At 70.9% G+C, this 19,774-nt stretch carries 18 protein-coding genes and 1 riboswitch; of the genes, 6 read left to right on the top strand and 12 right to left on the bottom strand.

What is annotated here, in order from left to right; genetic code table 11:
- Positions 1-103 precede the first annotated feature (103 nt).
- The gene (locus ACGFYP_RS21315) at positions 104-889 is read left to right on the top strand and encodes an alpha/beta fold hydrolase (protein WP_393495633.1); all 786 of its coding nucleotides are present in this window, start codon (positions 104-106) and stop codon (positions 887-889) included.
- Between the two features lie 90 nt (positions 890-979).
- On the opposite strand, the gene mnmA is transcribed toward ACGFYP_RS21315, so the two are convergent.
- On the bottom strand, positions 980-2,107 hold the full coding sequence (gene mnmA, locus ACGFYP_RS21310; RefSeq protein WP_361959252.1) for a tRNA 2-thiouridine(34) synthase MnmA: 1,128 nt from the start codon (positions 2,105-2,107) through the stop codon (positions 980-982).
- Positions 2,108-2,168: 61 nt separating this feature from the next.
- On the opposite strand from mnmA, the gene ACGFYP_RS21305 reads away from it, so the two are divergent.
- Positions 2,169-2,819, top strand: a complete 651-nt coding sequence (locus tag ACGFYP_RS21305; protein WP_393495629.1) for an N-acetylmuramoyl-L-alanine amidase — start codon at positions 2,169-2,171, stop codon at positions 2,817-2,819.
- Between the two features lie 88 nt (positions 2,820-2,907).
- On the opposite strand, the gene ACGFYP_RS21300 is transcribed toward ACGFYP_RS21305, so the two are convergent.
- From ACGFYP_RS21300 to ACGFYP_RS21250, 11 genes are all read right to left on the bottom strand, one after another.
- Entirely contained in the window at positions 2,908-4,071 is a 1,164-nt protein-coding gene (locus ACGFYP_RS21300) for a cysteine desulfurase family protein (protein WP_361959258.1), read from the bottom strand.
- Positions 4,072-4,246: 175 nt separating this feature from the next.
- Entirely contained in the window at positions 4,247-5,095 is an 849-nt protein-coding gene (locus ACGFYP_RS21295) for a thioesterase family protein (RefSeq protein ID WP_393495625.1), read from the bottom strand.
- A gap of 26 nt (positions 5,096-5,121) precedes the next feature.
- On the bottom strand, positions 5,122-5,805 hold the full coding sequence (locus ACGFYP_RS21290) for a trimeric intracellular cation channel family protein (RefSeq protein ID WP_393495621.1): 684 nt from the start codon (positions 5,803-5,805) through the stop codon (positions 5,122-5,124).
- Positions 5,806-6,063: 258 nt separating this feature from the next.
- Positions 6,064-7,212, bottom strand: coding sequence for an ABC transporter ATP-binding protein (locus ACGFYP_RS21285; RefSeq protein WP_393495777.1), 1,149 nt, complete (start codon positions 7,210-7,212; stop codon positions 6,064-6,066).
- Positions 7,182-8,285 carry an ABC transporter ATP-binding protein gene (locus tag ACGFYP_RS21280; RefSeq protein WP_361959306.1) on the bottom strand — a complete coding sequence of 368 codons (1,104 nt, stop codon included), beginning with the start codon at positions 8,283-8,285 and terminating at the stop codon, positions 7,182-7,184. Before ACGFYP_RS21280 ends, ACGFYP_RS21285 begins: the two co-directional genes overlap by 31 nt.
- On the bottom strand, positions 8,282-9,280 hold the full coding sequence (locus ACGFYP_RS21275; RefSeq protein ID WP_361959309.1) for an ABC transporter permease: 999 nt from the start codon (positions 9,278-9,280) through the stop codon (positions 8,282-8,284). Before ACGFYP_RS21275 ends, ACGFYP_RS21280 begins: the two co-directional genes overlap by 4 nt.
- 125 nt (positions 9,281-9,405) lie before the next feature.
- Positions 9,406-11,175 carry an ABC transporter substrate-binding protein gene (locus tag ACGFYP_RS21270; protein WP_393495616.1) on the bottom strand — a complete coding sequence of 590 codons (1,770 nt, stop codon included), beginning with the start codon at positions 11,173-11,175 and terminating at the stop codon, positions 9,406-9,408.
- A 119-nt stretch (positions 11,176-11,294) separates the two neighbouring features.
- Entirely contained in the window at positions 11,295-12,299 is a 1,005-nt protein-coding gene (locus ACGFYP_RS21265; protein WP_393495613.1) for an ABC transporter permease, read from the bottom strand.
- A 310-nt stretch (positions 12,300-12,609) separates the two neighbouring features.
- Positions 12,610-13,398 (bottom strand): enhanced serine sensitivity protein SseB C-terminal domain-containing protein, encoded by a 789-nt coding sequence (locus ACGFYP_RS21260; RefSeq protein ID WP_393495610.1) that lies wholly within the window; start codon positions 13,396-13,398, stop codon positions 12,610-12,612.
- A gap of 40 nt (positions 13,399-13,438) precedes the next feature.
- Positions 13,439-14,179 (bottom strand): enhanced serine sensitivity protein SseB, encoded by a 741-nt coding sequence (locus ACGFYP_RS21255; RefSeq protein WP_393495607.1) that lies wholly within the window; start codon positions 14,177-14,179, stop codon positions 13,439-13,441.
- Between the two features lie 92 nt (positions 14,180-14,271).
- Positions 14,272-14,940, bottom strand: a complete 669-nt coding sequence (locus tag ACGFYP_RS21250; RefSeq protein ID WP_393495604.1) for an AAA family ATPase — start codon at positions 14,938-14,940, stop codon at positions 14,272-14,274.
- 140 nt (positions 14,941-15,080) lie between these two features.
- Positions 15,081-15,183, top strand: a riboswitch (glycine riboswitch).
- Between the two features lie 169 nt (positions 15,184-15,352).
- Here ACGFYP_RS21250 and gcvT point away from each other — a divergent pair.
- From gcvT to ACGFYP_RS21230, 4 genes are all read left to right on the top strand, one after another.
- Entirely contained in the window at positions 15,353-16,480 is a 1,128-nt protein-coding gene (gcvT, locus tag ACGFYP_RS21245; protein WP_393495602.1) for a glycine cleavage system aminomethyltransferase GcvT, read from the top strand.
- A 97-nt stretch (positions 16,481-16,577) separates the two neighbouring features.
- Entirely contained in the window at positions 16,578-16,955 is a 378-nt protein-coding gene (gene gcvH / locus ACGFYP_RS21240; RefSeq protein WP_361959327.1) for a glycine cleavage system protein GcvH, read from the top strand.
- Positions 16,956-16,979: 24 nt separating this feature from the next.
- Positions 16,980-18,239, top strand: coding sequence for a serine hydroxymethyltransferase (gene glyA / locus ACGFYP_RS21235; protein ID WP_361959330.1), 1,260 nt, complete (start codon positions 16,980-16,982; stop codon positions 18,237-18,239).
- A gap of 152 nt (positions 18,240-18,391) precedes the next feature.
- A complete protein-coding gene (locus tag ACGFYP_RS21230; RefSeq protein WP_393495597.1) occupies positions 18,392-19,762 on the top strand; it encodes an L-serine ammonia-lyase in 1,371 nt (456 codons plus the stop codon).
- Positions 19,763-19,774 lie beyond the last annotated feature (12 nt).

Raw genomic sequence — 19,774 nt, 5'->3', positions numbered from 1 at the left:
GCTCCACCGTATCCCTCGCGGCCCTGACCTCGGCTTTCAAGATTTTCTGGGAATTTCCTTGGCCCGCCGATGAGTTCCGGGCGCGCGCCCGGTCATGACTGCCATGGACGAGACGAGCGGCACGCTGAGCAGGGTCCGGGGGCGGGTCAGGTCCGCGGACGGGACGCGGATCGCGTACGAGCGGCGCGGGGAGGGGGTGCCGGTGATCCTGGTGAGCGGCGCCCTGTGCACGGCCGAGACCGAACGGCCGCTGGCCGACCTCCTCGCGCCGCGCTACGCGGTCGTGACGTACGACCGGCGGGGGCGCGGCGGCAGCGGTGACACCGGGCCGTACGACGTGGAGCGGGAGATCGAGGACCTGGAGGCCCTGATCGGCGAGGTGGGCGGCACGGCGTTCGTGCACGGCATCTCCTCGGGCGGGGCGCTGGCGCTCGCCGGGGTGGCCGCCGGGCTGCCGGTGGAACGTCTCTCGGTCTTCGAGCCGCCGTTCTCGGCGGAGGCGGGGGCCCGTGAGTCGTTCGTGGCGCGACGGCGCCGGCTGGCCGGTCTGCTGGAGCGGGGGCAGCGGGACGCCGCGCTGGAGCTGTTCCTCGCCGAGGCGACGGAGTCGGTGCCGGCGCGGCCGCTGCTGGACGCCGTCGCGCACACCCTCGCGTACGACCACGCGGTCCTGGGCGACGGGACGGTGCCGGCCGCGCGGCTCGGGCGGGTCCACGCGCGCGTGCTGGTCGTGGACGGCGGCGCGAGCCCGGCCCGGACGCGCCGGGCCGCCATGGCGGTGTCGACGGCGCTCCCCCGGGGCCGCCACCGCACTCTGACGGGCCAGACGCACCAGGTGGCGCCGCACGTCCTGGCGCCGGTCCTTGAGGACTTCTTCGAGGAGGAGTGAGCCGGGGCGGTCCGAGAGCCAGGGCCGGTAGGCCGCCGCCTGCTCTCCGTACGCCGTCGCCGGCTCCCGTCCGCCGCCCTCGGCTCGGCCTTACGCCGTCGCCGGCTCCGTGCGTCGTACCGTCGTCGCGATCGTCGCCGAGCCCACCACGCGCGTGCCGTCGTACAGCACGATCGCCTGCCCCGGGGCCACGCCCCGGACCGGCTCGTCGAAGGTGACCGTCAGCTCGCCGTCCTCCAGCGCCGCCGTGACCGCCGTCTCGCCGCCGTGGGCGCGCAGCTGGGCGGTGTAACGGCCGGAGCCCTCGGGGGCCGTGCCGCACCAGCGGGGCTTGATCGCGGTCAGGCCGGTGACGTCGAGCGCCTCGACCGGGCCGACCGTGACCGTGTTGTTCACGGGCGAGATGTCCAGGACGTAGCGCGGCTTGCCGTCCGGCGCCGGGTGGCCGATCCGCAGGCCCTTGCGCTGGCCGATGGTGAAGCCGTACGCACCCTCGTGGGTGCCCACCTTCTCCCCCGACTCGTCCACGATGTCGCCCTCGGCCCGGCCGAGCCGGGAGGCCAGGAAGCCCTGGGTGTCGCCGTCGGCGATGAAGCAGATGTCGTGGCTGTCGGGCTTCTTCGCCACCGCGAGGCCGCGCCGCTCCGCCTCCGCCCGGATCTCGTCCTTGGTGGTGAGGGTGTCGCCCAGCGGGAACATCGCGTGCGCGAGCTGCTTCTCGTCCAGGACACCGAGGACGTACGACTGGTCCTTGGCCATGTCGGAGGCCCGGTGCAGCTCCCGCGAGCCGTCCTCGTTGAGCACGACCGTGGCGTAGTGGCCGGTGCAGACGGCGTCGAAGCCGAGTGCGAGCGCCTTGTCGAGCAGCGCCGCGAACTTGATCTTCTCGTTGCAGCGCAGACACGGGTTGGGCGTGCGGCCCGCTTCGTACTCCGCGACGAAGTCGTCCACGACGTCCTCGCGGAACCGCTCGGCGAGGTCCCAGACGTAGAAGGGGATGCCGATGACGTCGGCCGCACGGCGGGCGTCGCGCGAGTCCTCGATGGTGCAGCAGCCGCGCGCACCGGTACGGAAGGACTGCGGGTTCGCGGAGAGCGCCAGGTGGACGCCGGTGACGTCGTGCCCGGCTTCGGCGGCCCTGGCGGCGGCGACGGCGGAGTCGACACCGCCCGACATGGCGGCAAGGACACGGAGGCGGCGCTGGGGAGTCTCAGTCATAGCCCTACCAGGGTACGGGGCTCCGGGAACCACGGTCGCGTGAGTAAGCGTTGTCCTGCACATGGGGAGCGAGAAGAAGCGGGGGGTGGGGCGGCGGGCCGTCCTGCTCGGAGGCGGCGCGGCCGTCCTCGGTACGGCGGCACTGGCCCGCGACGAGCTGGCGCGCGCCTGGTGGCGGCTGCCCGGCACCGAGCGGGACCGGGTCGAGGGCGCGCTCGACCACAAGGGCGCGGACTGGACGGCGGCGTCCCGGGCGAACTGGCGGCGGGCCGACCGGCCGGCCGACTTCACGATCGACCGTGTGGTGATCCACGTCGTCCAGGGCAGTTACGCGACCGCGCTGAAGGTCTTCAAGAACCCGGGGCACGGCGCCGCGACGCACTACGTGGTCCGCGAGGACGGTCATGTGGCGCAGATGATCCGCGAGCTCGACGTGGCGTTCCACGCCGGGGACCGGGACATGAACGAGCGGAGCGTCGGCATCGAGCACGAGGGCTTCGTGGACCGTCCGCAGGACTTCACGGCGGCGATGTACGCGTCCTCGGCGCGGCTGACGGCCGGGATCTGCGCGCGGTACGACATACCCGTCGACCGGAAGCACATCATCGGCCACGTCGAGGTGCCCGGCACCGACCACACGGACCCCGGTCCGCACTGGGACTGGGACCGGTACATGAAGCTGGTGCGGGAGGCGTCGAAGAAGCCCGCGTGAGGTTCTCGGGGTCAGGCCGGGCTTTCCGGACGCGATCTAGGGCCTTTCGTTTGGATCGGGCTCGCGGGCCCGATCCAAACGAAAGGCCCTAGACGAGGCCCGCGGTCCTCGCCCGTTCCACCGCCGGGCCGATCGCCCGGGCGACGGCCGCCACGTCCTCCTCGGTGGAGGTGTGGCCGAGGGTGAAGCGCAGGGTGCCCCGGGCGAGGTCCGGGTCGGTGCCGGTGGCGAGCAGGACGTGGCTGGGCTGGGCGACGCCCGCGGTGCAGGCGGAGCCGGTCGAGCACTCGATGCCCTGGGCGTCGAGGAGCAGGAGCAGGGAGTCGCCCTCGCAGCCGGGGAAGGTGAAGTGGGCGTTGGCGGGGAGCCGGTCGACCGGGTCGCCGCCGAGGATCGCGTCGGGGACGGCGGCGCGGACGGCGGCCACCAGCTCGTCGCGGAGGCCGCCGATCTCGCGGGCGTACTCCTCGCGCCGCTCGGCGGCGAGCTGCCCGGCGACGGCGAACGCGGCGATGGCGGGCGCGTCCAGGGTGCCGGAGCGGACGTGACGCTCCTGGCCGCCGCCGTGCAGGACGGGTACGGGGCTGTACTCGCGGCCGAGGAGCAGCGCGCCGATGCCGTAGGGGCCGCCGATCTTGTGGCCGGAGACGGTCAGGGCGGCGAGCCCGGAGGCGGCGAAGTCGACCGGGACCTGGCCGAAGGCCTGGACGGCGTCGGAGTGCAGGGGGACGTCGAACTCGCGGGCGACGTCGGCGAGTTCGCGTACCGGCATGATCGTGCCGATCTCGTTGTTCGCCCACATGACGGTGGCGAGCGCGACGGTCTCCGGTTCGCGGGCGATCGCCTCGCGCAGGGCGTCGGGGTGGACGCGGCCGTACCGGTCGACGGGGAGGTACTCGACGGTGGCGCCCTCGTGCGTGGCCAGCCAGTCGACGGCGTCGAGGACGGCGTGGTGCTCGACGGGGCTGGCGAGGACCCGGGTGCGGGCGGGGTCGGCGTCGCGGCGGGCCCAGTACAGGCCCTTGACGGCGAGGTTGTCGGCCTCGGTGCCGCCGGAGGTGAAGACGACCTCGCTGGGCCGCGCGCCCAGGGCGGCGGCGAGGGTCTCGCGCGCCTCCTCGACGGTCCGCCGGGCGCGCCGCCCGGCGGCGTGCAGGGAGGAGGCGTTGCCCGTGACGGCGAGGTGGGCGGTCATCGCCGCGATCGCCTCGGGGAGCATGGGCGTGGTCGCGGCGTGGTCGAGATAAGCCATGGTTTCTTGATTCTACGAGGGCGTGCGGTGGTGACCCGTTCGCGCCCCCGGGGTGGAGCTGCCCGTACCCGCACCCGGCTCGTGGGTGGCACCCACCGCGCCCACCGGTCCGCCCCCTCGGGACGGCGCCCACCTCGGTCGCCGCTCCCGTACGGCATGATCCAAACGAAAGGCCCTAGCCGCGCGGGGCGCGGGCGAGTTGGCGGGACTGGGCGACGAGGCGGTCGGCGCTGTCCCAGACCTCGGCGTCCTCCTCCAGGAAGCCGCCGGCGAGGTTGCGGGTGGTGATGGAGACACGCAGCGGGCCGGGGGCCGGGCGGCAGCGGACGTGCGTCGTCAGCTCGACGGTCGGGGTCCAGCCCTTCAGGCCCAGCTCGAAGGAGGTCGGCGGCAGGGCGTCGACGGTGAGGAGCAGGGAGAGCGCGTCGGGCTCGCGGCCGTCGGCGAGGGCGAACCAGGCGCGCATCTCGCCCTTCCCGGAGGGCGCGCCGATCGCCCAGCCGACGGTGGCCGGGTCGAGCTTGAGGGCGAGGCGGTCGGTGATGGCGCTGGAGCCGGGGATCGGCGGCCGGGGGCCGTCGGAGGCGCCGAAGCACTGCTCGATGGGGGCGAAGGCCGGGGGCGTGGCGGTGGTGCGGACCTCGTCGGTGAGCGCGTCGAGGTCGCCGTAGGAGGCGAGGACGCGGATGCGCTCGACCTCGGTGCCGTCCTCGGCGTACTGGAAGAGGGAGGCCTGGCCGGTGGAGAGGGTGCGGCCGGTGCGGACGGTCTCCGTGCGGATCACCGCGGGTCCGGGCACGGACGGCGTGAGGTAGTGCGCCGAGATCGTGAACGGGTCGGGGTGCGGGAGGTGGTCGCCGAGGGCGCGGCCGAGCAGGGCGAGGAGGTAGCCGCCGTTGACGGCGCTGATGATCGTCCAGCCGGCGGAGAGGTCGGCGTCGTAGACGCCGGGGGCGCGGAGGGTGACGGCGGTGTCGCGGTCGAACTCGCTCGTCCCCGCGATCGTCTCGATGCTCGTGCTCATGGTTCCGACGGTACAGCAGGACACTACTAAGCGGTAGCTTTTTCTGGCTCCTCGCGGGCGGAGGAACGGCGGTTCCAGGCGCGGGGCGCGCGCCAGTGGTAGCGCATGGCGAGCAGGCGCAGCACGAACGCGGTGAGGACGGCGGCGCCGCTGGTGTACGCGTTGAGGGCGTCGAAGCGGATGCAGAGCACGACCATCGTGGCGCCGACGATGGCGGGCACGGCGTAGAGGTCGCGGTCCCAACGGAGCAGGGAGGGGACCTCGTTGGCGAGCACGTCGCGCAGGACACCGCCGCCGACGGCGGTCGCGAGGCCGAGGGCCGCGGAGGAGGTGAGGCCGAGGCCGTAGTCGTACGCCTTGGTGGTGCCGGTGACGGCGAAGAGGCCGAGGCCGGCGGCGTCGAAGACGTTGACCGCGGTCTGGGTCCGCTCGACCTGGGGGTGGAGGAAGAAGACCAGGACCGTGGCGACGAGCGGCATGAGGAAGTAGCCGAGGTCGGTGAAGGCGGCGGGGGGTACGGCGCCGATGATCAGGTCGCGGAGGAGGCCGCCGCCGAGCGCGGTGACCTCGGCGAGGACGGCGATGCCGAAGACGTCGAAGTTCTTGCGGACGGCGAGGAGGGCGCCGGAGATGGCGAAGACGAAGATGCCGACGAGGTCGAGGGCGTGTTGAACGGAGGGACTGAACAGATCGTGAACCACGGCGACCATTGTGACGGGTGTGCACGGGTGCGCCGGAACGGCCTGGGGGTCCGCCTCAGGGCCCCGTTGCGCGGTGGCTGCGCGGCGGGGGGCGGCGCCCGAACGGCGTGGGGCGGGGTGGGGTGGTGGATTCCCCCACCCCACCCCTTCCCGAAACCCTGACGGGACCTGGGGCTCCGCCCCGAACCCCCGGGAGGCCGCAGCCTTCGCGCCGCGCGGCGAGGCCCCTCACTGCCCGGTTCGGGCGGTGAGGGGCCTCGGAGGCCACTACGCCTTCGGCGTGTCGCCGTCGGCCGTCTCCGGCGCCTCGACCGTCTCCGGCGCCTCCGCCGGGGGCGCCTTGGTGATCGTCACCTCGACCGACTCCCTCGCCGAGGGGACCGTCACGCCCTCCGCGTTCTCCGGGTGGTGGCAGGCGACGCGCTGGCCCGGGCGGAGTTCGACGAGCGGGGGCTCCACCGTCTTGCAGACCTCCGTCGCCTTCCAGCAGCGGGTGTGGAAGCGGCAGCCCGGCGGCGGGGCGATCGGGGACGGTACGTCACCGGTGAGGAGGATGCGCTCGCTCTTCGCGCCCCTGCGGCGGGGGTCCGGGATCGGGACCGCCGACATCAGGGCCCGGGTGTACGGGTGCATCGGCGACTCGTAGAGCGACTTGCGGTCCGCCAGCTCCACGATCTTGCCGAGGTACATGACCGCGATCCGGTCCGAGACGTGCCGGATCACCGACAGGTCGTGGGCGATGATCACGTACGTGAGGCCCAGCTCGTCCTGGAGGTCGTCCAGGAGGTTCACCACCTGCGCCTGGATCGAGACGTCCAGCGCCGAGACCGGCTCGTCCGCGACGACCAGCTTGGGCTTCAGGGCGAGCGCCCGCGCGATGCCGATGCGCTGGCGCTGGCCGCCCGAGAACTCGTGCGGGTAGCGGTTGTAGTGCTCCGGGTTCAGGCCGACCAGGCCGAGCAGGCGCTGGACCTCCTTCTTGACCCCGCCCTCGGGCTCCACGCCCTGGAGGCGGAAGGGCGCCGAGACGATCGAGCCGACCGTGTGGCGCGGGTTCAGCGAGCCGTACGGGTCCTGGAAGATCATCTGGATGTCGCGGCGCAGCGGACGCATCTTGGCCACGCCGAGGTGCGAGACGTCCACGCCCTCGAACTCGACCTTGCCGCCCGTCGGTTCGAGCAGCCGCGTGATCAGCCGGCCCATCGTCGACTTGCCGCAGCCCGACTCGCCGACCACGCCCAGCGTCTCACCGGGGTAGACCTCGAAGTCGATGCCGTCGACCGCCTTGACCGCCCCGACCTGGCGCTGCAGCAGCCCCTTCTTGATCGGGAAGTGCTTGACCAGGCCGTTGACCTTGAGCAGGGGCTCGGTGCTCTTGTTGTCGCTCACAGCTTCGGCGCAATCTCTTCGGTCCAGATCCGGGTCCGCTCCTCGCGCGACATGTGGCACGCGGAGTGGTGACGGCTGCCCGTCTCCTTCAGCTCGGGGCGCTCGGTGCGCGTGATGCCGCCCTTGGGCACGTCCGCGTACGGGCAGCGCGGGTTGAAGGCGCAGCCGCTGGGGACGTTGATCAGGCTGGGCGGGTTGCCCTTCACCGGGATGAGGCGCTCGGTCTGCTCCCGGTCGATGCGCGGCATCGAGCCGAGCAGGCCCCAGGTGTAGGGGTGCTGCGGCTCGTAGAAGACCGCCTCGGCCGGTCCGCGCTCCACGCAGCGGCCGCCGTACATCACGAGGATGTCGTCGGCGACCTCTGCGACGACGCCGAGGTCGTGCGTGATGATGACGACCGCGGAGCCGAACTCCTTCTGCAGGTCCCGGATCAGGTCCAGGATCTGTGCCTGCACGGTCACGTCGAGCGCGGTGGTCGGCTCGTCCGCGATGAGCAGTTCGGGGTTGTTGACCAGCGCCATCGCGATCATCGCGCGCTGGCGCATACCGCCGGAGAACTCGTGCGGGTAGTTGGAGAAGCGCTTCGCCGGCTCGGGAATGCCGACCCGGTCGAGGAGTTCGACGGCCCGCTTCTTCGCGGTCTTCTTGTCGACCGGGTGGTGGACCCGGTACGCCTCGACGATCTGCGCGCCGACCGAGTAGTACGGGTGCATCGCGGACAGCGGGTCCTGGAAGATCATCGCCATGTCGCGGCCGCGCAGCTTGCGCACCTCTTCGGGGTCGGCCGTGAGCAGCTCGCGGCCGTTCAGCCAGATCTCGCCGGAGATCCGGGCCTTCTGCCGGCCGTACTGGCCGACGGTGTGCAGGCCCATGATGCCGAGCGAGGTGACCGACTTGCCGGAGCCGGACTCGCCCACGATGCCGAGGGTCTTGCCCTTCTCCAGCTGGAAGCTGAGCCCGTCGACGGACTTGACCAGGCCGTCGTCGGTCGGGAAGTGGATCTTCAGGTCGCGGACGTCGAGGAAGGCGTCGGACGGGGCGCTCCCGGACGCGACCGGCTCGCCCAGGGCCGCACCGGTCTTGGTCAGCTTGTCCGTCATGCGAGCCTCACTCGGGGGTCGATCACCGCGTACAGAAGGTCCACCACGAGGTTGGCGATGACGACGGCGGCCGCGGTGATGAGCGTGACCGCCATGATCAGCGGCAGGTCGCGCTCGCTGACTCCCTTGATCGCCATCCAGCCGAGGCCCTGGAGGTTGAACGCGGTCTCGGTCAGGATCGCGCCGCCGACGAGGGCGCCGAGGTCCATGCCGAAGATGGTCAGGATGGGGGTCATCGTGGAGCGCATGGCGTGCTTGCCGAGCACGACCCGCTCCGGCAGACCCTTGGCCCGTGCCGTACGGATGTAGTCCTCGCCGAGGACCTCCAGCATGGTGGCGCGGGTGAGCCGCGCGTACATCGCCGCGTACAGGAAGGCGAGGGTGATCCAGGGCAGCAGCAGTCCGCCGAACCAGCTGCCGAAGGACTCGCTGATCGGCACGTACGAGGCGTTGAGCCAGCCCAGCTGGGTGCGGAAGATCAGCATCGCCAGCATGGCGGTGAAGAAGATGGGGAGCGAGACACCGGCGAGGGCGGTGACCATCGCGGCGCGGTCGACGATGGTGCCCCGCTTGAGGGCGGAGACCACACCGGTCGAGACGCCCATGACCAGCCACAGCACGGCGGCGCCGATGACCATGGAGATGGTGACGGGGAACGCGTCGACCAGCATCGTCGAGACGTCCTGCTCGGTACGGAACGAGTAACCGAAGCAGGGTGCCTCGCAGGAGATGGTGCTGCCGCCGCCGACGTAGTCGCGGCCGACGAAGATTCCGGAGACGAAGTGCCAGAACTGCACCAGGATCGGCTCGTCCAGGCCCAGCTTCTGCCGGACAGCTTCGATGGAAGCCGGATCCGCCTGCTTGCCGACGAACATCGCGGCAGGGTCGCTGCCGGTCATCTTGGGGATGAGGAAGAAGATGCTGAGCGTCGCCAGGGTGACGACCATCAGCATCACTGCGACGGCGAACAGCCGTCGGACGAGATATGCAAGCATGCGGTCGGCCGACCGGCGGCCGGGGATCCCGATCGGGTTCCCCGGCCGCCGTGAGCGGCCATCACCTGCCCTTCGGACCTAGCGGCGGGTGGTGCGCCGTTGGAGCGGGTGGATGGAGACTCGACTTACTTCACGACGCCGAGCGACGCGTAGTCGTAGCGGCCGTTGTAGGCGTCGGCCGTGTAGACGTTGGTCAGCCGCGAGGAACGCCAGATGATGTTCTTCTCGTGGGTGAAGGGCAGGTAGACGGCGGCGTCCGAGACCTTCGTGTTGATCTGCTTGTAGAGCTCGCCGGCCTTGGTCGGGTCGGTCTCCTTCAGCGCGTCGTCGAAGAGCTTGTTGACCGACGGGTCGTTCAGCTCCGAGAAGTTGTTGTTACCGCTCTGGAGGATGAAGCGACCGTCGACCAGCGGCTGCAGGAAGCCCTGGCCCGACGGGAAGTCGGCGCCCCAGCCCATGATGATGATGCCGTAGCCCTTGTCCTTGACCACCTTCGGCGAACCGATGATGCCGGAGGTCTGGGCGCCGTCGAACTGGTCGATCTGGGCGTCGATGCCGACGGCCTTCAGCGACTGCTGGAGGGACTCGGCGGTCGCGATCTCGATCTTCTTGTTGTTGCGGACCGCGATCGTGGTCTTGAAGCCGTTCGGCTTGCCGCACTTGGCCAGGGCCTCCTTGGCCTTGGCGATGTCCGGCTTGCCGGCCAGCTTGCCGTACGGGTCGGCCTTCGGGTCGGCACCCTTGATCGCCGGCGGCAGCATGTTGGTGGCGATGTCGCCACCGGCCTGCGGGCCACCACGGGCGGTCTGCAGGGACTTGGAGTCGGCCGCGTAGATGATCGCCTTGCGGCACTCGACGTTGTCGATGACCGTCTGCGGGAAGACCGCGTAGCGGATGAAGCCGGTCTGCGGGTTGTCCGCGTTCTCCTTGTGCTGCTGGAGCACCTTGGCGCGGGCCGCGGCGCCGACACCCGTGGCGTTGAGGTCGAGGTCGTACTCGCCCTCGACCAGACGGTTGTCCATGTCGTCGGCGTTGGTGGTGAACTTGACGCTGATCTTGTCCGGCAGCGCCTTGCGGATGGTGTCCGTCTTGGCGTCCCACTTGTCGTTGCGGACGAGCAGCATCGACTTGTTGGGGGTGTAGGACTGCCACTTGTACGGGCCGGAGGAGAAGGGCTTCAGGCCGTACTGGGCCTTGGTGTCCTTGTCCTGGCGGACCGGGGAGGCGGCGGGCATGGCCAGCATCTGCAGGAAGTCACCGTTGGCGACAGGCAGCTTGAAGATGATGGTCTTGTCGTCCGGGGTCTCGATCGCCTTGAGGCCGAGCTTGTCCGGCGAGGTGTCCTTGTAGGGACCCTTGTACTCCATCTTCGGGTCGAGGACCTGCTGGAGGTAGATCGGGCCGCCGGAGATGACGTCCTGGGCCCAGATGCGCTCGATGCCGTACTTGATGTCCTTGGAGGTGATCGGCTTGCCGTCCTCCCAGGTCACCCCGTCCTTCAGGGTGAAGGTGTAGGTGAGGCCGTCGGCCGAGACCTTGCCGGTGTCGGTGGCGAGGTCGGACACCAGCTCGGTGGAGGCGGCGCCCGGCTCGGCCTTGAAGCTGACCAGCTGGCGCGTGTAGTAGCGCGCGAAGTCCCACACGAAGCCGTAGTAGCCGCGCTGCGGGTCCCACGAGTCGGCCTCCTGCGAGCCGATGAACTTCAGCTCGCCGCCCTTCTTGTCCGAGGGGTTGGCGACCTTGTTCACGGCGGCGTCGAAGCCGGGGGCGCCGGCCTTGCCCTTGCTGCCGCCGTCACCGCTGCCGCCACCGCAGGCGGTGGTGACGACCATCGTGGCCGCCGCGAGCAGCGCGCCCGCGGCCATTCTGCGCCGCTGAGAGCTGTTCAGAGTCATGGTCTCGCAACCTCCGGAATAGTGGCGGCCGTCAAGGCGGTCCGCCGGTGTTGATTGCCTCCTGTCAACAGCGGCAGGGGCGGGTCTGTGCGGGCTGGCAGGCGGTGCGGCGCCGGGCGTCAGCGAGCGGCCTTCGGGTCGAGCGCGTCTCGCACGCCGTCGCCGAAGAGGTTGAACGCCAGAACGGTGATGAAGATCGCGAGGCCGGGGATCACCATGAACAGGGGGTCCGACTCGTAGGTGGAGATGGCCGTCGAGAGCATCTGGCCCCAGGAAGCGGTGGGCGGCTTCACACCCGCGCCGAGGAAGCTGAGGGCCGCTTCGGTGAGGATGTTGGTGGGGATCATGAGGGTCGCGTAGACCATGATCGGGGCGATCAGGTTGGGCAGCAGCTCCCGGCGCAGGATGTAGAGGCGGCCGGCGCCCAGGCTGCGGGCGGCCTCCACGTACTCGCGATTGCGCAGCGAGAGGGTCTGGCCGCGGACGATCCGGCCGACGTACGGCCAGCCGAAGAAGCCGATCACCACGACCAGCGCGCCGATGCGGACCCCCGAACCGGAGAAGCCGAGCAGCTCGTTGGGGAGCACGGAGACCAGGGCGATGGTGAAGAGCAGCTGCGGGAACGCGAGCATGACGTCCATGATCCGGCTGAGCGCCGCGTCGACCCAGCCGCCGAAGTAGCCGGCGACGATGCCGAGGATGGTGCCGAGGACGACCGCGAACATCGCCGCGAGGAAGGCGACGAGCAGCGAGATCCGGGCCCCGTAGATGATGCGGCTGAAGACGTCGCGGCCGTTGACCGGCTCGACTCCGAGGAGGAAGTCGGAGCTGATGCCGCCGTAGGGGCCGATCGGGGTGCCGAAGAGCGGGTCGATCTGGTCCTCGTGGAACTCGTCCGGCGGGTGGCCGAGCAGCCCCACGATGACGGGCGCGAGGACGGCGACGATGACCAGGAAGATCACGATCGCGCCGCCGGCCAGCGCGAGCTTGTCCCGCTTGAGCCTGGTCCAGGCGATCTGCCAGGGGGAACGCCCCTCGATCGTCTTGCCGGGCGGCGCTGGGGGCACGGCATTGACGGTGGCGGTCGACTCGGCCGCACTCGTCTCGTGCAGTGGTGCCGTCATCGTGGTGAGGACCCCTCTCGGCCGCCGGTAGCCGGCCCTTGCCCGCCGCGGGTAGCGGCTTGGTGGAACAACTGCGGGGCACCGGCCAGGAGGCCGAACGCCCGGTGTTCCGGGGAGTCTTCAATGTGGCCACGATCACCCGCCAGACCTCACGGTGAATGTTTGCTCAACCGTGATGCGGTTCGTTGTCTTCCGTTATCCGGACGCTGCGATCGTGCCAGCGGACCATCTCGCCCACTATTCGGCCAGAACGGACATCTGACCCAACCCCCCCGTGACAGGGGCGAATTGGGGTGACGGAGCGGACGTATCAGTACGTGCGGGGCACGGCCGGAGGGTAGCCGTAGCCGGGGGCGGGCGGAGCGGGCGCCGCGTGCGCGTCACGGTCGTAGAACGGCCGCGCGTTGGCGCGCAGCCACATCGCGACGGGGTCGTACGTGTCCGACATCGCGACCGTCGAGACGGGCAGGCCGTCGGGGACGGCGGAGACCGTCTGGCGCATCATCGCCCGCACCGACTCGACCGAGGCGGCGGAGCTGTCGTACAGGTCGAGGCCGATGGCGAGGTACGGGGAGCCGAGCGCGGGCTGCACCCAGGCCCGGCGCAGCGCCCGTACGGACGGGGTGCGGTGGGCGTTCTGGGTGAGCAGGGCGTAGAACTGGGGGATCTCCACGGCGGGTTCGGAGAGCCGCAGCGGTCCGGCCGGCATCCGGTCGAGACCGGTGGCGATCCGGCGGAGGTCGGCCCAGGGGATGCCGACGCCGCCGTTCGGGTCGTGCGGGTTGAGCCAGATGCCCACCCGGTCGGGGTAGAGCGCGCGGGCGATCTCGCGGCCCGTGACCACCTCGTGGGCGCGGTTCCAGCCGGAGGCGGCGAGCTCCTGGGCGGAGGTGACGCACGGGGCGTACCCGAAGCCGTCGACGTCCATGTGGCCGTACTGGGCGTCGGGCGAGCCGGGCGTGCCCTGCCAGAGCAGCGTCCAGACGCTGCCGTCGGCGAGGGCGTGCAGCAGCTGCTCGTACGCGTCGTAGCGCCCGGGTGCCACTTGGCGCAGCGTGTGCTCGACCTGCCCGGCCGCAGCGGTGCCTGACGCGCTCACCCTGTTTTCCGCCCCTCTTCCGTCCACCGCACCAGCTTAATTACCGGGACGCCCGCTGATAGAAGGGGCGCACCCGCTCCTGCATCCAGTCGCCGACCGGATCCTGCGCGACGTCGAGCAGGATGAGGTTGACCGGCCAGGCCACCTCGACCCGGCCGAGCGCGCGGCCGAGGGCGTCGAGCGGGGCGTTCCGGTCGACGCCGTCCCAGGTGACGAGCTCGACGCCGACGAAGAGGGCCGGTTCGGTGCCCTCGACGCTGGCGAGGGCGCGGCGGGCGGAGAGGACGACGCCGGTGGCGTCGAACTCGGCGGCGGCCGCGGTGAGGAAGTCGACGGGGTCGTCCTGCCAGTCGGGCTCGAAGAGCCGGACCCGGCCACCGCTCGCGGGGCCGTCCAGCGGGGTGCGGCCGACGCGGCAGAGCTCGGCGACGGCGGGCGGGGGCAGCGGGGCGCCGACGGTGCCGCCCGGGTTCACGGCGATGCCGAGCTGCGGGGGCAGGCCGCGGGCGAAGTCACGGGCGGGGGCGACCGTGAAGGACATGTGGCTGCCGACGCAGGCCAGGAACTGCTGCTCGGAGCTGAAGACGGGGACGTACGGCAGTCCGTCGATCTCCATCGTGGGCAGGTCGAGGTCCCTGCTCTCGGGGCTGCCGCCGTTGGGCAGCGGCACCCAGACGGGGCTCCGGCCGAGGACCTCGACGAGACGGCCTCCTGCGGAGGGGTTGCCGAGCGAGGCCGCGAGGACCTCTTCGAGCTCGTTGCCCGGCCACGTAACGTCCACGGTTCCCGATTCCCCTTACTCACGCGCCCAGGTCACGACGCCCTCGGGGCAGAACCCTAACGCCGCCCTGGCACCCCCGTGGCCAAAAGGGCTCAGTGGGCGGAGCGGAAGGCGATCGTCCGCAGGGCTCCGGCGGCGTCCCTGTCGAGCAGGGTCGCCGAGGCGCAGCCGCGGGGCAGGCGGCCGGACTCGACCGAGCCGAGCAGCCGCCCGACGGCCCGGCGGTGCCGGGCGAAGGCGTACCCCGAGACGCCCCGGCCGCGCTCGCGCTGGCCGGCGCGGGCGGTGTCGGGCGTCACGTCGAGCAGGATCAGATGGAGGGCGCTGCCCCGGCGGCGGGCCTCGCGGGCCAGCCAGTTCCGCACCCAGGACTGGGTGCCGCAGTCGTGGACGACGACGCTCCGCCCGGCGCGGAGCGCGCGCCGCAGCCCGGCGTAGTGGGCGATCCGGGCCAGCGGGCGGTAGACCGCGTACGGCAGGAAGGCGGGCAGCCGGGCCTCCCAGCGCTCGCGGGCGTCCTGGGAGTCGATGCCGAGGCCCTCGGCGGCGCGCCGCATCAGCGTCGACTTGCCGCTCCCGGGCAGCCCGGAGACCACCACGAGGTCCCCGGTGGCGAAGGAGAGCGTCCGGGGGCCGCGGCCGCCGCGCTCGCGCAGATCGCGCAGCAGGGGTACGGCGCGGCGCCTGCGGCTGCGGGCGCGGGAGCGCGGAGCCGGTATCCCCGTACCCGTGGCGTAGGCGCCGGTGCGCTGGATCGTCATCGTCTCTCCCCCTGTCGGGTCCCCGGGACCCCTTTCCCACAAAGTGTAAAGAAGGGGTAATCAGTCACAAGCGATTTGCCGATCGGACACCGCGTGCAATGATGTGCGCGCCAAGCGCACACAACCTCATACCGGCCGCTCGAATCCGCGCGGGAGAGTCCCGGAACCACCACGGTGGGCCCCGGGCGCCGAAGGAGCAAGACCCTCCCTTGAATCTCTCAGGCCCCGTACCGCGTGGATGAGGCAGATCTGAAAAGTGAACCGCCCCGGCGTGCCCGGTGCGGCTCCACCCAAGGTGCAAGCCGATCTCTCGGTGACGAGATGCTCTCGGTGAACCTCTCAGGTTCCATGACAGATGGGGAGGACGTCCTCGCCCGTCATGTTTTCCGCCCTTGGGATCCGGGAGCCACCCATGAGCACGTCTGCCCCCCGTCTGACCGCCCTCGATGCCCTGCATCGTTCGCTGGGCGCGACCATGACCGACTTCGCCGGCTGGGACATGCCGCTGCGCTACGGCAGTGAGCGCGACGAGCACGTCGCCGTCCGCACCAAGGCGGGCCTCTTCGACCTCTCCCACATGGGTGAGATCACCGTCACCGGTCCGCAGGCCGTCGAACTGCTCGACCACGCGCTGGTCGGCAACATCTCCACGGTGGGCGTGGGCCGCGCGCGCTACACGATGATCTGCCAGAAGGACGGCGGCATCCTCGACGACCTGATCGTCTACCGGCTCGGCGAGACGGAGTACATGGTCGTCGCCAACGCCTCCAACGCGCAGATCGTCCTCGACGCGCTCGTCGAGCGCGCGGCCGGTTTCGACGCCGAGGTCCGCGACGACCGTGACGCGTACGCCCTGCTCGCCGTCCAGGGCCCGGAGTCCCCCGGCATCCTGAAGTCGATCACCGACGCCGACCTGGACGGGCTGAAGTACTACGCCGGTCTCCCGGGCACGGTCGCCGGGGTCCCCGCGCTGATCGCCCGTACCGGCTACACCGGCGAGGACGGCTTCGAGCTGTTCCTGAAGCCGGAGCACGCCGAGGGCGTCTGGAAGGCGCTGACCGAGGCGGGCGCCCCGGTCGGGCTCATCCCCTGCGGCCTCTCCTGCCGTGACACGCTCCGCCTGGAGGCGGGCATGCCGCTGTACGGGCACGAGCTGACGACCTCGCTCACCCCGTTCGACGCGGGCCTCGGCCGGGTCGTGAAGTTCGAGAAGACGACGAACGAGGGCCGCTTCGTCGGCCGCGAGGCGCTCGAGAAGGCCGCGGAGCGCGCCGAGACCGCCCCGCCGCGCAAGCTCGTCGGCCTGATCGCCGAGGGCCGCCGCGTCCCGCGCGCCGGCATGGCGGTCGTCGCGGACGGCCAGGTCATCGGCGAGGTCACCTCCGGCGCCCCGTCGCCGACGCTCGGAAAGCCGATCGCGATGGCCTACGTGGACGCGGCGCACGCCGAGCCCGGCACGCAGGGTGTAGGTGTGGACATCCGCGGCACCCACGAGCCGTACGAGGTCGTGGCGCTGCCCTTCTACAAGCGCCAGAAGTGACGTTTCACACGCCTCACACGCCGGAACGTCTCACCCCGCGTCTCATCCCGTAAGACCCGCGTACACCAGCACTCCCCCGATCCAGGAGAATCACGACATGAGCAACCCCCAGCAGCTTCGCTACAGCAAGGAGCACGAGTGGCTGTCGGCCGTCGTCGACGGCGTCGCGACGGTCGGCATCACGGAGCACGCGGCGAACGCCCTCGGCGACGTCGTCTTCGTGCAGCTCCCGGAGGTCGGTGACACGGTGACCGCGGGCGAGTCCTGTGGCGAGCTGGAGTCCACCAAGTCCGTCAGCGACCTGTACGCGCCCGTGACCGGCGAGATCGTCGAGGCCAACCAGGACGTCGTGGACGACCCCTCCCTGGTGAACTCCGCCCCGTTCGAGGGTGGCTGGCTGTTCAAGGTGCGCATCACGGACGAGCCGGGCGACCTGCTCTCCGCCGACGAGTACACCGCCTTCACCGCCGGCTAACCGAGACCCCGTAGGGATCGATTCATGTCGCTTCTGAACACCCCTCTCCACGAGCTGGACCCCGACGTCGCCGCCGCCGTCGACGCCGAGCTCCACCGCCAGCAGTCCACCCTCGAGATGATCGCCTCGGAGAACTTCGCTCCGGTCTCGGTCATGGAGGCCCAGGGCTCGGTCCTCACCAACAAGTACGCCGAGGGCTACCCGGGCCGCCGCTACTACGGCGGCTGCGAGCACGTCGACGTGGCCGAGCAGATCGCCATCGACCGGATCAAGGACCTGTTCGGCGCCGAGTACGCCAACGTCCAGCCGCACTCCGGCGCCTCCGCGAACCAGGCCGCGCTCTTCGCGATCGCCCAGCCCGGCGACACGATCCTGGGCCTGGACCTGGCCCACGGCGGTCACCTGACCCACGGCATGCGCCTGAACTTCTCGGGCAAGCAGTTCAACGTGGTCGCGTACCACGTGGACGAGGCCGGTCTGGTCGACATGGCCGAGGTCGAGCGCCTCGCCAAGGAGCACCGCCCCAAGGTGATCATCGCGGGCTGGTCCGCCTACCCGCGTCAGCTGGACTTCGCCGAGTTCCGCCGGATCGCCGACGAGGTCGAGGCGTACCTGTGGGTCGACATGGCCCACTTCGCGGGTCTGGTCGCGGCCGGTCTGCACCCGAACCCGGTCGAGTACGCGGACGTGGTCACCTCGACCACGCACAAGACGCTCGGCGGCCCGCGCGGCGGCATCATCCTCGCGAAGAAGGAGTTCGCGAAGAAGCTGAACTCCTCGGTCTTCCCCGGTTTCCAGGGCGGCCCGCTGGAGCACGTGATCGCGGCCAAGGCCGTCTCGTTCAAGATCGCGGCCTCGGAGGAGTTCAAGGAGCGCCAGCAGCGCACGCTGGACGGCGCCCGGATCCTCGCCGAGCGTCTGGTCCAGGACGACGTCACCGCGCACGGCGTCTCGGTCCTGTCCGGCGGCACGGACGTGCACCTGGTCCTGGTCGACCTGCGCAACTCCGAGCTGGACGGTCAGCAGGCCGAGGACCGCCTCCACGAGGTCGGCATCACGGTCAACCGGAACGCGATCCCGAACGACCCGCGTCCGCCGATGGTCACCTCGGGTCTGCGCATCGGTACGCCGGCGCTCGCCACCCGCGGCTTCGGCACCGAGGACTTCACCGAGGTCGCCGACATCATCGCGGAGACCCTGAAGCCCGGCTTCGACGCGGAGTCCCTCAAGGCCCGCGTGACCGCTCTCGCCGAGAAGCACCCGCTGTACCCCGGCCTGAAGTAATTTCGTACGCTTTAGTTCCAGGTTTCGTACGTACGAAGTTCCGGGGCACCGCGCACACTGGACAGTGAGCGCGGTGCCCCAGCCCCTTTTTCCCGCTCAGTTCTGCACCACCCCGGCAGACAACGGCGTCAGCCCCCCACAAGGAGTTCCCCGTGGCCATCTCGGTCTTCGACCTGTTCTCGATCGGCATCGGCCCGTCCAGCTCCCACACGGTGGGCCCGATGCGCGCGGCCCGGATGTTCGCCCGCCGGCTGAAGAACGAAGGGCTCCTCGCCCACACCGCGTCGATACGGGCCGAGCTGTACGGCTCGCTGGGCGCGACCGGCCACGGCCACGGCACCCCGAAGGCCGTCCTGCTCGGTCTTGAGGGCGACTCCCCGCGCACGGTCGACGTCGAGACGGCGGACGACAAGGTCGAGCGGATCAGGTCGAGCGGCCGGATCAACCTGCTCGGCGCGCACGAGATCCCCTTCGACTTCGACGAGGACCTGATCCTGCACCGCCGCAAGGCGCTGCCGTACCACGCCAACGGCATGACGATCTTCGCGTACGACGCCGAGGGCGCGCTGGTCCTGGAGAAGACGTACTACTCGGTCGGCGGCGGCTTCGTCGTGGACGAGGACGCCGTCGAGGGCTCGGACCCGATCATCCCGGACGACACGGTCCTGAAGTACCCCTTCCGCACCGGCGACGAGCTGCTCCGCCTCGCGAAGGAGACCGGCCTGTCGATCTCCGCGATGATGATGGAGAACGAGAAGGCCTGGCGCACCGAGGACGAGATCCGCACGGGTCTCCTGGAGATCTGGCGGGTCATGCAGGCCTGCGTCTCGCGCGGCATGTCCCGCGAGGGCATCCTGCCCGGCGGTCTGAAGGTCCGCCGCCGCGCCGCGAACACGGCCCGCAAGCTGCGCTCCGAGGGCGACCCGGCGGCGCTCGCGATGGAGTGGATCACGCTCTACGCGATGGCCGTGAACGAGGAGAACGCGGCGGGCGGCCGCGTGGTCACCGCCCCGACGAACGGCGCGGCGGGCATCATCCCCGCGGTCCTGCACTACTACATGAACTTCGTTCCGGGCGCCGACGACGAGGGCGTGGTCCGCTTCATGCTCGCGGCGGGCGCGGTGGGCATGCTCTTCAAGGAGAACGCCTCGATCTCCGGCGCCGAGGTCGGCTGCCAGGGCGAGGTCGGCTCGGCCTGCTCGATGGCGGCCGGCGCCCTCGCCGAGGTCATGGGCGGCAGCCCGGAGCAGGTCGAGAACGCGGCCGAGATCGGCATGGAACACAACCTGGGCCTGACCTGCGACCCGGTCGGCGGCCTGGTCCAGATCCCGTGCATCGAGCGCAACGGCATGGCGGCGGTCAAGGCGGTCACGGCGGCGAAGATGGCCCTGCGCGGCGACGGCAGCCACCTGGTCTCGCTGGACAAGGTCATCAAGACGATGAAGGAGACCGGCGCGGACATGTCGGTCAAGTACAAGGAGACGGCGCGGGGCGGGCTCGCGGTGAACATCATCGAGTGCTGAGGCTGTAGGCCC

Origin of the sequence: Streptomyces sp. NPDC048370, assembly GCF_043200825.1 — a bacterium.
Classification (GTDB): Bacteria; Actinomycetota; Actinomycetes; order Streptomycetales; family Streptomycetaceae; genus Streptomyces.
This window is presented reverse-complemented; position numbering and strand designations above follow the sequence as displayed.

Excerpts from the sequence above, each read along its gene's own strand:
- ACGFYP_RS21315 (WP_393495633.1), top strand. The coding sequence starts at position 104 with ATGGACGAGACGAGCGGCACGCTGAGCAGGGTCCGGGGGCGGGTCAGG.
- mnmA (WP_361959252.1), bottom strand. The coding sequence starts at position 2,107 with ATGACTGAGACTCCCCAGCGCCGCCTCCGTGTCCTTGCCGCCATGTCG.
- ACGFYP_RS21305 (WP_393495629.1), top strand. The coding sequence starts at position 2,169 with ATGGGGAGCGAGAAGAAGCGGGGGGTGGGGCGGCGGGCCGTCCTGCTC.
- ACGFYP_RS21300 (WP_361959258.1), bottom strand. The coding sequence starts at position 4,071 with ATGGCTTATCTCGACCACGCCGCGACCACGCCCATGCTCCCCGAGGCG.
- ACGFYP_RS21295 (WP_393495625.1), bottom strand. The coding sequence starts at position 5,095 with ATGAGCACGAGCATCGAGACGATCGCGGGGACGAGCGAGTTCGACCGC.
- ACGFYP_RS21290 (WP_393495621.1), bottom strand. The coding sequence starts at position 5,805 with ATGGTCGCCGTGGTTCACGATCTGTTCAGTCCCTCCGTTCAACACGCC.
- ACGFYP_RS21280 (WP_361959306.1), bottom strand. The coding sequence starts at position 8,285 with ATGACGGACAAGCTGACCAAGACCGGTGCGGCCCTGGGCGAGCCGGTC.
- ACGFYP_RS21275 (WP_361959309.1), bottom strand. The coding sequence starts at position 9,280 with ATGCTTGCATATCTCGTCCGACGGCTGTTCGCCGTCGCAGTGATGCTG.
- ACGFYP_RS21270 (WP_393495616.1), bottom strand. The coding sequence starts at position 11,175 with ATGACTCTGAACAGCTCTCAGCGGCGCAGAATGGCCGCGGGCGCGCTG.
- ACGFYP_RS21265 (WP_393495613.1), bottom strand. The coding sequence starts at position 12,299 with ATGACGGCACCACTGCACGAGACGAGTGCGGCCGAGTCGACCGCCACC.
- ACGFYP_RS21250 (WP_393495604.1), bottom strand. The coding sequence starts at position 14,940 with ATGACGATCCAGCGCACCGGCGCCTACGCCACGGGTACGGGGATACCG.
- gcvT (WP_393495602.1), top strand. The coding sequence starts at position 15,353 with ATGAGCACGTCTGCCCCCCGTCTGACCGCCCTCGATGCCCTGCATCGT.
- gcvH (WP_361959327.1), top strand. The coding sequence starts at position 16,578 with ATGAGCAACCCCCAGCAGCTTCGCTACAGCAAGGAGCACGAGTGGCTG.
- glyA (WP_361959330.1), top strand. The coding sequence starts at position 16,980 with ATGTCGCTTCTGAACACCCCTCTCCACGAGCTGGACCCCGACGTCGCC.